Origin of the sequence: Actinoplanes sp. NPDC051861 (assembly GCF_040681145.1) — a bacterium.
Classification (GTDB): Bacteria; Actinomycetota; Actinomycetes; order Mycobacteriales; family Micromonosporaceae; genus Actinoplanes.
Window position 1 is genome coordinate 13,303 of sequence record NZ_JBFAYE010000027.1, and the last position, 11,837, is coordinate 25,139.

Here is an 11,837-nt window from a genome sequence, read left to right on the forward strand (position 1 = left end):
CGCCCCGCCCCACCTCCGCGCACCGCCCCGCCTCCGCGCACCGCCCCGCCTCCGCGCACCGCCCCGCCTCCGCGCACCGCCCCGCCTCCGCGCACCGCCCCGCCTCCGCGCACCGCCCCGCCTGTGCGTGCTGTCCCGCCTGTGCGTGCTGTCCCGCCTGTGCGTGCTTTCCGCGTCGCGCGACCCCGGGATCTTGGGCGTGCGAGCGGCCTGTCCCAGGCTTGTTGCCGGTCGTGGCGCCCCAAGATCGCGGCGACTGCGCGGGGTGGTCAGGTTACGCGGAGGAGGAGGGTGCAGGTGTCGTCGTAGGGGCTGGGGGCGTGGAGCAACTGGTGCAGGTGCGGTAGTGGGGCGTCGCCCGGGGTGGCGGAGACGGTGGCCAGGTGGGTGTGTACCTCGGCGGTGCGGTGGGGCTGGGCGCCGTCGCGGCGTTCGATCAGGCCGTCGGTGTAGAGGAGGACCAGGTCGCCGGGGACTAGAGGAGTGGTCGTCTCCGGGAAGGACTCCTCGGGTTCGGCGCCCAGCAGCAGGCCCGGTGGGCGGTCCAGCTCGGAGCTGACGCCGTCGCGGCCGAGGAGTGGGGGCAGGTGGCCGGCTCGGGCCCAGGAGAGCAGGCGGGTGGCCGGGTCGTGCAGGGCGACCAGGGCGGTGCCGGTGATGCCGAGCTGGGCGCAGAGACGGTTCATGTGGCGCAGCAGTTCGCCGGGCGAACGTATCCCGATCGAGAGCCACGCGACCAGCGCGAACCGCAGATGCGCCATGCCGCTGGCCGCTTCGAGGCCGTGGCCCGCCACGTCGCCGATGGCCAGTGCGACCGAGCCGTCCGGGAGGTTCTGCGCGTGATACCAGTCGCCGCCGACCTGGATGGCGCTCTCGGCGGGCAGGTAGCTGACCATCGCCTCGAGGCCGGCGAGGGGGAACGGCGCGGTGGGCACCGGCTGGATCATGTTCTGCAGCTGGCCGGCGAGGCGGTGCTCGGCCAGGGCGGTCATCTCGCGGGTGCGTAGTTGGTCGCTGAGGAGCTCGATTTCCGTACGCGAGTCGACCCGCGACGTCACGTCCTGCACCACGCCGTAGATCTTGACCGGTTGCCCCGCCGAGTCGCGGGCCACGTCGGAGAGGATGCGCAGGTGCTTGACCTGCTCGCCGATCCGGAAGCGGACCGTGACGTCGGAGGTGGCGCCGCTGTCGAGGGTCTGCCAGGCGGTCTCGGCGATGCCGCGGTCCTCCGGCAGCATCGCCCGGCCCTGATCCGCGCGGGAGAGCGGGCCGAGTCGCGGGTCCCGGTCGAAGATCCGGTACATCCCCGGTGACCAGTCGTGGCTGCCGTCGACGAGGTTGTACTCCGTCCAGCCGAGGCTGCCCAGGACCTCGGTGTGCTCGAGGCGCCGTTGGTACTCGTCCATGCGCTGCCACCACACGAGCAGGCCGCCGAGGACGCGGTGCACGCTGACCTCGAAGCGGGACTCGGCGACGACGCCGGGGCGTTTCTCCTCGTAGCGGAACTCGTCGAGGCGGCCGGGTGCGCCGGAGCGAAGCACCTCCGCGTACATGTTCCAGAGCTGCCCGCCCACCATGGACGGGTAGAGCTCGCTCAAACGCCCGTCGACGCGCTGCCGCCCGCGGCCGTAGATGTCGCGGATCTGGTCGCTGGTCGCGGCGATCCGGAAGTCGATGACCTCACCGGCCGGGTCGTGGACCGGGAGCAGCCATGTGCAACCCGCCGGAATCGCGGCGAGCAACTCCCTGACGACCGCCTCGTCCGCCATCCCGACAGGATATCGGCGCGGTCCCCGTACACCTAAAAGACCGACGCCCTGATCCGTCGCAGAAAGCTCGCGTTGTCCGGGGTGGTCCGCAGCTGCTTCAGCAGCTGGTCCATGCTCTCGCGCCGATCCTGGCCGGTGAGCGCGCGCCGCACCTGCGCGATGACCGCAGCCTCGGCCGGGGTGAGCAGAAGTTCGTCGTGGCGGGTGCCGCTGGCGCTGACGTCGATGGCCGGGAAGATACGCGCCTCGGCGAGTGAACGGTCGAGTTTGAGTTCGGCGTTCCCGGTGCTCTTGAACTCCTCGAAGATCAGCGTGTCCATGAGGGAGCCGTTCTCCACCAGCGCGGTCGCGATGATCGTGAGCGAGCCGCCCCCGTCGAGGGCACGTGCCGCGCCGAGCAGGTGTTTCGGCGGGTAGAGCGCGGTGGAGTCGAGCCCGCCGGAGAGGGTGCGCCCGCGTCCCGGCGCCGCCAGGTTGTACGCGCGCCCGAGCCGCGTGATCGAGTCGAGCAGCATGACCACGTCGGTGCCCTGCTCGGCGAGGCGCTTGGCGCGTTCGACGGCGTTCTCGGCGACCTTGATGTGGTCCTGCGGCGGGCGGTCGAAGGTTGCCGAGAGCACCTCGCCGCGCACCGAGGAGCGCATGTCGGTGACCTCTTCGGGCCGTTCGTCGACGAGCACAGTCATGAGGTGGCACTCGGGGTGGTTGGCGCTGATCGCCTGGGCGATCTGCTGGAGGACGACGGTCTTGCCGGCCTTCGGAGGCGCGACGACGAGCGCCCGCTGTCCCTTGCCGATCGGCATGACCAGGTCGACGACACGGGTGGTGAGTGGTCCTCCCGGCGTCTCCAGGCGGAGTCGCTCGTGCGGGAAGACGGGGGTCTGTTGATAGAAACGCTGGGGTCTGGTGGCGACTACGGTCACCTGATTCTCCTTGCGGTTTTGCCGGATGTTTCGGACTTGCGGGGAAATGGCGCGACAGCGCGTGTGAAGAAGCCGCTCGAAAACGGCTGTGAGAAGTGGATCAGCGGGCGGCAATGCCGGCATCCGCGATCCGGATGGCAACAACGGTAGCATGAGGCCCTCACAGCGGGGGGAGGACGACATGCCACTGTTGCGCCGGGTGATCGGGGCGGTTCTGCGGCGGGTGCGCCAGCATCAGGGCCGGACGCTGCGGGACGTCGCCGAGGCCGCCGGGGTGTCTTTGCCGTACCTCTCGGAGGTCGAACGCGGCACCAAGGAGGCCTCGTCGGAGGTCCTCGCCGCCATCTGCCGTGCGCTGGGGCTGCCGATGCCGGAGCTGCTGGACGAGGTGCGGCGCGAGATGCTGCGCCAGGTGCCCGCGCAGCGGCACTTCATGACGAGCCGTCGTCCCGGTGGTGGTTCGGACGTCCGTTGCTCGGCGAGCGTGGGACGGGGTCCGCGGGCGGCGCGGCTGCTCACGCGTGGTTGCCGGCTCGGCGTGGCGATGCCCGTGATCAACTGCTGAAAGTTCCTCGTCTTCCGGCTGGTGGGTGCCGCTATCCTTGGCCGGGTGCCGAGCGACGATCCCTATCCCGTGCGCCCGGGCTCCAGAACCCGGGCCTACCTGTTGATCGGGGCGGTCGCCACCGTCCTGGTGATCTCCGGCGCCGCTGTGGGGCTGGCTCGCGGCAACAAGCAGCCGGACGCCGGGGCCGACTGGGTGAGCCCGGCCGCCTCAGCGCCCGCTGCCGCGCCGAGCAGCGCCGCCCCGCCGCCGGAGGCCGTCGAGCCGCCCGCCGACCTGCCGGTCATCAGCTACGAGAAGGGTCCGCGCGGCCTGCCCGCCGACCCGGAGACCGAGTGGGCGACCGTGCCCACCGAGGCGCTGCGCCCAACGGTCAAGACCGCGCTGTATGACGCTCCCGGCGGCAAACCCCGCGCCTTCCTGCCGCCGCGGATCAGCGGGCTGCCGGTGGTGGCCCCGATCGTCGCCCGCCGCGACGGCTGGGCCGCGGTGCTCGCGCCGTCCGCCAACCACCGCGTCGGCTGGGTGCCGGAGAGCGGCTGGCAGGCCGAGCCGCTGCGTGACCACCTCCTGGTCGACCTCAGCGAGCACCGGCTGACCTGGCTGCGCGAGGGCGAGGAGCAGCAGTCCTGGACCGTCTCGCTCGGCACCGAGGCCACGCCGACGCCGCCGGGGCGCACCTTCGTCATGGGCACGACCGGCACCAGCGGCGCGATCTTCGCCGGGCTGGACGCGCTGGTGCTGGGCTCCGTCCCGCAGAACCCGGAGAACCTGTCGGCCGGGCTGAAGGGCGCGCACACCGGCATCCACGCCTGGACCAACCGGAGCGCGTTCGGCCGCAGCGTCTCCAACGGTTGCGTACGGATGCCGCCCTCAGCCGTCAAGAAGCTGCTCGCCGAGATCGACCCCGGGACACCGGTCCTCGTCGTCGCCTGATTGTCGTACCCCTCCGGCACAATCGCCATCGTGCTCCGTGAATACCTACCCGTGCGGTCCGAGGCGCGGCGGCTGCTGATCGGCATCCTGCTGGCGTCGATCGGGCGTGGCCTGACGCTGCCGTTCCTGTTCATCTACCTGACCGACGTGCGCGGGCTGAGCGACGCCGCCGCCGGGTTCGCGATCGGGTGGTTCGGGGTGGTCCTGCTGGTCCTCTCCCCGCTGGGCGGCTCCCTGATGGACCGGATCGGCGTGCGCCGCGTGCTGGTCCCGGGCTATCTGGTGCAGGCCTGCGGCACCGTGGTGCTCGCGTTCGCGTCGAGCCCGGCGGCCGTCTTCGCCGCGCTCACCCTAATGGCGGCCGGACTCGCCCCGTCCTGGTCCGGTGCCGCCACCCTGCTCGCGTCGCTCACCGGCGAGCACGAGCGCCAGCGGGTGTTCGGGCTGCAGTTCGCGCTGCTCAACCTCGGCATCGGGATCGGCGGCCTGACCGCGGGCGCGGTGGTCGACGTCGCGCGGCCGGTCACGTTCCAGGTGGTCTACCTGGTCGAGGCGGCCACCTTCCTGGTGCCGGCCGGGATCGTGCTCAGCCTGCGCGGCGTCGGGCACGCACCGGCCGCGCGCGAGACTCCCGGGCCTCGCGGCAGCTACCTCGACGTGCTGCGCGACCGCGCGTTCCGCCGGCTGCTGCTGTTCGGCCTCGTCCTCACCACGTGTGGATACGCACAGATCGAGGTCGGCTTCCCGGCCTTCGCGGTGCGCGTCGCCGGTGTCGAGCCGCGCGTCGTCGCCTGGGCCCTGGCCGCCAACACGATCACCATCGTGGCCGCTCAGCTGATCGTGGTGAAGCGTCTCGAGGGCCGCAGCCGCAGTCGCAGCCTGATCGTGGTCGGGTTCGTCTTCGCGGCCTCCTGGCTGATCCTCGGCGCCGGTGGCCTGGCCGGCGACGGCGCCCCGGTGGTCGCGGCGCTCAGCGTGATCCTCTGCGCGGCGGTGTTCGCGACCGGCGAGACGCTGCTGCAGCCGGTCATGCCGGCGATCACCAACGTGCTGGCACCCGACGAGCTGCGAGCGCGCTACAACGCGGCGATCTCGATGCTCTTCGGCATCGGCTCGGTGATCGGGCCGGTCACCGCGGGCCCGCTGATCGGCGCCGGCCGGGGCGGCGTGTGGGTGGCCGTGGTGATCGGCGGCTGCCTGATCGCGTCGGTGCTGGCGGCCTCGCTGCACCGGCTGCTGACGCCCGTTCAGGACGGCCGGGAGATCGAGGACGCCGTTTACAAGTAGGAGTTAGTGTTCACCCCATGCTGCGCAGGCTGGGGTTTCTCACGATCGGGCTGTTCGACGAGGCGGATCCGCGGCGGGGACACGAGTCCACGCTGGAGATAATCGAACTGGGGGAGAAGCTCGGCTTCGACAGCGCCTGGCTGCGGCACCGGCACCTGCAGTTCGGCATCTCGTCGCCGGTCGCGGTGCTCGCGGCGGCGACGCAGCGGACCAGCCGGATCGAGCTGGGCACCGCGGTGACCCCGCTCGGCTGGGAGAACCCGGTGCGCCTCGCCGAGGACCTGGCGACGGTGGATCTGCTCTCCGGCGGGCGGCTCAACCCGGGGATCAGCGTGGGCCCGCCGATGCACTGGGACCGGGTGAAGGACGCGCTCTATCCGGACACCGCCGACGCGGAGGACTTCAGCTACGCGCGGGTGTCGCGTTTTCTCGCCGCCGTGCGGGGTGAGCCGGTGAGCGGGTTCCGGGGGAGCGAGGGGTTCGAGGAGTTCTCGGACCGGGTTCAGCCGCATTCGCCGGGGCTGTCCTCGCGCCTCTGGTACGGCGGCGGGAGTCTCCGGTCGGCTCAATGGGCCGGTGAGAACGGCATGAACTTCCTGACCAGCAGCGTGGTGAAGGCCGAGGAGTCAACCGACTTCGAGCAGATTCAGCTGTCGCATGTCCAGAAATTTCGGAAGTATCACCCTCAGGGTCGAGTGTCGCAAGGCCTCGTCGTGATCCCCACCGACAGCGCATCACCCCAACAAATCACGAAATATCGGGCGTATGCGGAAAAGCGGTTGCCGAGAACAACGGAACCCCAAGGACCGGCGCGGATGATGTTCGCACCGGACATCGTCGGAACCTCGGAGGAGATCGCGGAACGTCTGAACGCCCACGCCGCCTTCCAGGAGATCGACGAGGTCGCGTTCGCCCTGCCGTTCACCTTCGAGCACGACGATTACGTCCAGATCCTCACCGATATGGCGAGGAGTCTGGGCCCGGCTCTGGGCTGGAAGCCGGCAGCCTGACACTCACCGTCAGGCCGCCGTCCGCACGCGGCTCGGCCTGCGCGGATCCGCCATGGGCGCGGGCCACCGACCGGACGATCGACATCCCGAGCCCGGACCCTTTCGCCGACGTGACACGGTCACCGTCAAGACGGCGGAAAGGTTCGAACAGCACGGGTACGTCGTACGCCGGAATCGCCGGACCCGAATTGCTCACCGTGACCGCAACGCCGAAGCCCGACAGCCCCGTCTCCACCCGCACCCACCCGCCCGGCCCGGTGTTGTGCCGGATCCCGTTCTCCACCAGATTGCGGACCAGTTGCTCGAGGAGCAGCCCGTCGCCGCTCGTCGGCGCCGGTGACGCCGCCACCGTGACCTTGATGTCCGCCGCCGACGCCTCCGCCGCGCACTGCTCCACCACGTGCGCGGCCACGTCGGCCAGATCCACCGGGCTCGGCGACGGCAGCTCCTGCTCCGAGCGTGCGAGCAGCAGCAGCCCGTCGATCAGCTTCTCGTGCCGGGTGTTGATCCGCAGCAGGTCCTCGCCGAGCCGCACCACGTCCGCCGACGCCGTCCTGCGGTGCATGGCCAGCTCGACCAGTGCCCGGTTCAGCGTCAGCGGGGTCCGCAGCTCGTGCGACGCGTTCGCCACGAACCGCCGCTGCCCGTCGAACGCGTGCTCGAGCCGCTCCACCATCCCGTCGAACGTGTCGGCCAGCTCCTTGACCTCGTCGTCGGGCCCCCGCAGGCCGATCCGTTTGCGCAGGCCGCGCTCGGTGACCGGTGCCGCGGCGATCCGGCCGGCGGTGGCGGTGACCGAGCGCAGCGGCCGCAGCATCCGCCCGGCCACCAGCCAGCCGAACAGGAGTGCCGCCGCACCGACCACCAGCAGCGCCAGCGAGCCCTGGACGAGCAGCGTCTTGGTGGCGGCGGCGACCAGGGCGTCCCGCTGCTCGCCCAGCCACAGCCGTGCCGCCTCACCGGTCAGCACCGCGTCGCCGTTCACGATCACCTGGCGCAGTTCGCGGTGCTCGCCGGGAGGCGGCACCAGGCCGATGCTGAAGCGCTCCCGGAAGAGCAGCAGGTTGACGGCGAGCAGCAGGAACCCGGCGACCAGGAACAGGCCGCCGTAGACAAGCGTGAGGCGCAGGCGGAGGCTCATGCGATCTGATATCCCACGCCGGGCAGGGTGTCGATCACCTGCGGGTCGCCGAGCTTGCGGCGCAGTTTCAGGATGGTGAGCCGGACCGCGCCGGTGAACGGGTCGGCGTGCTCGTCCCACGCCTTCTCGAGCAGTTGTTCGGCGGAGACCACGGTCCCGTCGGCGCGCAGCAGCTCGGAGAGCACGGCGAACTCCTTTTTCGACAGCGAGACGTATCGCCCGTCGCGGGTCACCTCGCGCCGGGCCGGGTCGAGGGTGATGCCGGCGCGGCGCAGCACCGGCGGCGAGCCGGGTCGGGTGCGCCGGCCCAGTGCGAGAACGCGGGCGGCCAGCTCGGGCAGGGCGAACGGCTTGGTCAGGTAGTCGTCGGCGCCCAGGGAGAGCCCGGCGACCCGGTCACCGATCTCGGCGGCGGCGGTCAGCATCAGCACCCGGGCCTCGGCACCGTCCTCGACGAGCCGCCGGCACACGTCGTCGCCGTGCACGCGGGGCAGGTCCCGGTCCAGGATCACCACGTCGTAGTCGTTGACCGCGATCCGCTCGAGCGCGGATGCGCCGTCGCCGGCGATGTCGACCGCGTGGGTGTCCTCGCGCAGCCACTCGGCGATCGTGTCCGCGAGCAGGCGCTCGTCCTCCACCACCAGGATCCGCATTCGCTCATGCTGCCAGTGGCGGCGTTTCTCCGGCGTTACCGAATCGGCAAACGCCGCGGAAACGCGGTCTCGCGTTGCATTGGCGGCCATGCGAAACAACCTGATCGTTCTGACCGGGATCCTGCTGGCGCTGGCGGGCTGCGCCGATGCCGACAAAACGGATGCAACCGCTCCCAGTGCGGCCGCGTCGATCGACCCCGACACCCGCAACCTGAAATTCGCCGAGTGCATGCGCGAGAACGGCGTCGACGTCCCCGACCCGAAGCCGGGCGAGGGCATGCGGCTGAAGTTCGGCCCCGAGTCCGGCGGCCAGGAGAAGGTCCAGGCGGCCATGGAGGCCTGCCGCGAGTGGGCGCCGACCGGCGTGAACGGTGGCGGGCCCGGTGCGGATCCGCAGCAGGCCGAGAAGATGCGGGCCTACGCCCAGTGCATGCGCGACAACGGCGTCGAGTCGTTCCCGGACCCGGAGGACGGCATGATGCGGATCGACGCCACCACCGGCGAGGACCCGGACTTCGAGGCCGCCGAGCAGAAGTGCGGCTCGGTGCTGCGGTGAGCCGGCGTGTCCTGGGAATCGTGGCGGGTGCGGTGGCGGTCGCCTCGGCCGCCACGGCGGCGGTGCTGACCGCGCGGCCCGGCGCGGGGAGCGAGCAGGGGGCCGGCGACGCACTGCCACCGGCGACCGCGGAGATCAAGCGGGGCACGTTGCGCGAGTCGGTGGAGGCCGACGGGGATCTCGGGTACGGGCCGACGCGCTCCGCCTCCGCCAGGAAGCAGGGCATAGTCACCTGGCTGCCCGACAGCGGCGCCGTCGTGAAGCGGGGCGACCCGCTCTACCGCATCGACGACGACCCCGCGATCCTCCTGTACGGCTCCACCCCCGCCTACCGCCGCCTCACCCCCGGCGACGAGGGCCGTGACGTCGCCCAGCTGGAACGGAACCTGACCGAACTCGGCTACGACGGCTTCACCCCCGACGACGAGTACACGTCCTCGACCGCCGCCGCCGTCGAGGACTGGCAGGATGACGCCGGCCTGCCCGAGACCGGCGTGGTCGAACTCGGTCAGGTCGTCTTCGCCTCCGGCGCCGTACGTGTCGACTCCCTGACCGCCTCCCCGGACGCCGCCGTGGCACCCGGGCAGGCACTGCTCACCTGGACCGGCACGTCGAAGGTGGTCACCGTGCGCCTGGACGTCTCCGACGCCGCCGTCGCCAAGGCCGGCGCCGCGGTCGAGGTGACCCTGCCCGACGGGAAGCGCGTCCCCGGCTGGGTGACCGAGGTGTCGACCGTGATCGAACCCGGCACCGGTCAGGACGCGGATCCGACGACCGAGATCGAGGCGCAGGTGTCGATCACCACCGCCTTCAGCGGCCCCGCCTCGGTTGACGTCACGTTCACCGCCGCCGAGCGGAGGAACGTGCTGACCGTCCCGGTCGCGGCCCTGGTCGCCGCGGCCGGCGGTGGCTTCGGCGTGGAGGTCGTCGAGGGGACGGCCACCCGGCACGTGCCGGTCAGGACCGGGCTCTTCGCCGACGGCCGGGTCGAGATCACCGGCGACGGCCTGCGCGAGGGCACGACAGTGGGGATGCCGAAATGATCACGTTGACCGACGTGAGCCGGTCCTATCCCGGCGGGGTGATCGCCCTGGACCGGGTCACCACGACCATCGAGCGTGGTGAGCTGACCGCCGTCGTCGGCCCGTCCGGGTCCGGCAAGTCGACGATGCTGAACATTCTCGGGACACTCGACCGCCCGACATCCGGCTCCGTGCGCTTCGACATTACCGACATTTCCGAAATGTCGGATCAGGAGCTGTCGGCCCTCCGTGCCACCAGGATCGGCTTCGTCTTCCAGCAGTTCCACCTGGCGGCCGGCACCAGCGCGCTGGACAACGTCGCGGACGGGCTGCTCTACACGGGGATACACCGGGCCGAAAGACGCCGCCGGGCCGCGGAGGCGCTGGACCGGGTCGGGCTCGGCCACCGGCTGCGGCACGCACCGCACGAACTCTCCGGCGGCGAGCGCCAGCGCGTGGCGATCGCCCGCGCGGTCGCCGGGAACCCGCAGCTCCTGCTCGCCGACGAGCCGACCGGCGCCCTCGACTCGCGATCCGGTGAGGGCGTGATGCAGCTGCTCCGGGAACTGCACGCCGGCGGCACCGCGGTTGTCGTGATCACCCACGACCGGGAGATCGCGGACAGCCTGCCCCGCCAGATCCGCATGCACGACGGGCGGATCCTGTGAGCGATCCGGGCCCCCGCCACTTCGAAAAAGGTGCGATGAAGCCGGCCCGCCTGTCCCCGGCGGACGTGATCCGGGTCGGCGGGGTCGGGCTGCGTACCCGGCCGATGCGGGCGTTCCTGTCCGCGCTCGGCATCGCGATCGGCATCGCGGCGATGGTCGCGGTGGTCGGCATCTCCTCGTCGTCCGGCGCGGAACTCGACCGTACGCTCTCCGCCCTCGGCACGAACCTGCTCACCGTCGGCCCGGGGCAGACGATCCTCGGCGAGGAGGCGGAACTGCCGCTGGAGGCCGAGTCGATGATCGAGCGCGTCGGCGGGGTGGAGGCGGTTACCGCGATCGGGCGGGTGGACGACGCCAGTGTCTACCGGTCCGAGCACATTCCGGAGGCGAAGACCGGGGGCGTTGTCGCGTACGCGGCCCGCGCCGACCTCCTCGACACCGTCGGCGCCGCGCTGCGCAGCGGGGTCTGGCTGAACCCGGCCACCGAACGGTTCCCCTCGGTGGTGCTCGGTTCCGCCACCGCGGAGCGCCTCGGCGTCGGTGCCGCCGGTCCGGACACGCAGGTCGTGATCGGCGGTGTCCGGTTCACCGTGATCGGCGTCCTCGACGCGGTGCCGCTGGCGAGCGAGCTCGACTCCGCGGCGCTGATCGGCTGGCCGGCGGCGGCGAAGTGGCTGGACTTCGACGAGCACGCCACCACGGTCTACACCCGGTCGGTGGAGAGCCGCCTGGAGACGGTCCGCGACGTGCTCGCGGCGACCGCCAACCCGGAGGCGCCCAACGAGGTCGAGGTGTCCCGCCCGTCCGACGCGCTCGCCGCCAAGCAGGCCACCAGCCAGGCGTTCGCCGGACTGCTGCTCGGCGTCGGCGCGGTCGCGCTGCTGGTCGGCGGCGTCGGCGTGGCCAACACGATGGTCATCTCGGTGCTCGAACGGCGGCCGGAGATCGGGCTGCGCCGGGCCCTGGGCGCCACCCGCGGCCAGATCCGCACGCAGTTCCTGGCCGAGTCGCTCCTGCTCTCGGCGCTGGGCGGGGCCGGGGGAGTGATACTCGGCGCGGTCGTGACCATCGGCTACGCCGCGTACTCGAACTGGCCCTGGGTGATCCCACCCTGGGCCCTCGCCGGCGGCCTGGCCGCGACGCTGGTCATCGGCGGCATCGCAGGCCTCTACCCAGCCGTCCGCGCCGCCCGCCTATCCCCCACCGAAGCCCTAACAGTGTGTTGATTTACGGCGCACATAGAGGCCGAACTCCACACGCCAGGGTTGGCGCGGTTCCGTGTGTGGAGTTGGGGCGCGCACGGAGGC

General features: G+C 71.6%; 11 protein-coding genes and 1 pseudogene. 8 read left to right on the forward strand and 4 right to left on the reverse strand.

From position 1 onward, the window contains the following. Window positions 1-269: 269 nt before the first annotated feature. Together AB0M02_RS41275 and rho are read right to left on the reverse strand one after the other, a co-directional pair. Window positions 270-1,769 (reverse strand): SpoIIE family protein phosphatase, encoded by a 1,500-nt coding sequence (locus tag AB0M02_RS41275; protein WP_364237709.1) that lies wholly within the window; start codon window positions 1,767-1,769, stop codon window positions 270-272. Between the two features lie 32 nt (window positions 1,770-1,801). Then, window positions 1,802-2,692 (reverse strand): transcription termination factor Rho, encoded by an 891-nt coding sequence (rho, locus tag AB0M02_RS41280; protein WP_364237711.1) that lies wholly within the window; start codon window positions 2,690-2,692, stop codon window positions 1,802-1,804. A 181-nt stretch (window positions 2,693-2,873) separates the two neighbouring features. On the opposite strand from rho, the pseudogene AB0M02_RS41285 reads away from it, so the two are divergent. From AB0M02_RS41285 to AB0M02_RS41300, 4 genes and pseudogenes are all read left to right on the forward strand, one after another. After that, window positions 2,874-3,101 (forward strand): annotated as a pseudogene (locus AB0M02_RS41285) (helix-turn-helix transcriptional regulator); the annotation flags it as partial. A 201-nt stretch (window positions 3,102-3,302) separates the two neighbouring features. Then, on the forward strand, window positions 3,303-4,193 hold the full coding sequence (locus AB0M02_RS41290; RefSeq protein WP_364237713.1) for a L,D-transpeptidase: 891 nt from the start codon (window positions 3,303-3,305) through the stop codon (window positions 4,191-4,193). Window positions 4,194-4,223: 30 nt separating this feature from the next. Further along, the gene (locus AB0M02_RS41295; protein WP_364237715.1) at window positions 4,224-5,480 is read left to right on the forward strand and encodes an MFS transporter; all 1,257 of its coding nucleotides are present in this window, start codon (window positions 4,224-4,226) and stop codon (window positions 5,478-5,480) included. Between the two features lie 17 nt (window positions 5,481-5,497). Then, window positions 5,498-6,490 carry an LLM class flavin-dependent oxidoreductase gene (locus AB0M02_RS41300; protein ID WP_364237717.1) on the forward strand — a complete coding sequence of 331 codons (993 nt, stop codon included), beginning with the start codon at window positions 5,498-5,500 and terminating at the stop codon, window positions 6,488-6,490. Here the strand turns inward: AB0M02_RS41300 and AB0M02_RS41305 are convergent. Next, window positions 6,435-7,631, reverse strand: a complete 1,197-nt coding sequence (locus tag AB0M02_RS41305; protein WP_364237720.1) for a HAMP domain-containing sensor histidine kinase — start codon at window positions 7,629-7,631, stop codon at window positions 6,435-6,437. The genes AB0M02_RS41300 and AB0M02_RS41305 overlap by 56 nt on opposite strands. After that, a complete protein-coding gene (locus AB0M02_RS41310; protein WP_364237722.1) occupies window positions 7,628-8,284 on the reverse strand; it encodes a response regulator transcription factor in 657 nt (218 codons plus the stop codon). Before AB0M02_RS41310 ends, AB0M02_RS41305 begins: the two co-directional genes overlap by 4 nt. A gap of 88 nt (window positions 8,285-8,372) precedes the next feature. Between AB0M02_RS41310 and AB0M02_RS41315 the strand changes: the two genes are divergently transcribed. Genes AB0M02_RS41315 through AB0M02_RS41330 form a run of 4 tightly spaced genes read left to right on the forward strand, consistent with a single transcriptional unit; the run spans window position 8,373 to window position 11,756 of the window. After that, window positions 8,373-8,840, forward strand: coding sequence for a hypothetical protein (locus tag AB0M02_RS41315; RefSeq protein ID WP_364237724.1), 468 nt, complete (start codon window positions 8,373-8,375; stop codon window positions 8,838-8,840). Then, entirely contained in the window at window positions 8,837-9,883 is a 1,047-nt protein-coding gene (locus tag AB0M02_RS41320; RefSeq protein ID WP_364237725.1) for a peptidoglycan-binding domain-containing protein, read from the forward strand. The genes AB0M02_RS41315 and AB0M02_RS41320 overlap by 4 nt, the downstream gene beginning before the upstream one ends. After that, window positions 9,880-10,530 (forward strand): ABC transporter ATP-binding protein, encoded by a 651-nt coding sequence (locus AB0M02_RS41325; protein ID WP_364237727.1) that lies wholly within the window; start codon window positions 9,880-9,882, stop codon window positions 10,528-10,530. Before AB0M02_RS41320 ends, AB0M02_RS41325 begins: the two co-directional genes overlap by 4 nt. A gap of 35 nt (window positions 10,531-10,565) precedes the next feature. Next, window positions 10,566-11,756 carry an ABC transporter permease gene (locus AB0M02_RS41330; protein ID WP_364237729.1) on the forward strand — a complete coding sequence of 397 codons (1,191 nt, stop codon included), beginning with the start codon at window positions 10,566-10,568 and terminating at the stop codon, window positions 11,754-11,756. Window positions 11,757-11,837 lie beyond the last annotated feature (81 nt).

Excerpts from the sequence above, each read along its gene's own strand:
- AB0M02_RS41310 (WP_364237722.1), bottom strand. The coding sequence starts at position 8,284 with ATGCGGATCCTGGTGGTGGAGGACGAGCGCCTGCTCGCGGACACGATC.
- AB0M02_RS41300 (WP_364237717.1), top strand. The coding sequence starts at position 5,498 with ATGCTGCGCAGGCTGGGGTTTCTCACGATCGGGCTGTTCGACGAGGCG.
- AB0M02_RS41315 (WP_364237724.1), top strand. The coding sequence starts at position 8,373 with ATGCGAAACAACCTGATCGTTCTGACCGGGATCCTGCTGGCGCTGGCG.
- AB0M02_RS41305 (WP_364237720.1), bottom strand. The coding sequence starts at position 7,631 with ATGAGCCTCCGCCTGCGCCTCACGCTTGTCTACGGCGGCCTGTTCCTG.
- AB0M02_RS41330 (WP_364237729.1), top strand. The coding sequence starts at position 10,566 with ATGAAGCCGGCCCGCCTGTCCCCGGCGGACGTGATCCGGGTCGGCGGG.
- AB0M02_RS41275 (WP_364237709.1), bottom strand. The coding sequence starts at position 1,769 with ATGGCGGACGAGGCGGTCGTCAGGGAGTTGCTCGCCGCGATTCCGGCG.
- AB0M02_RS41325 (WP_364237727.1), top strand. The coding sequence starts at position 9,880 with ATGATCACGTTGACCGACGTGAGCCGGTCCTATCCCGGCGGGGTGATC.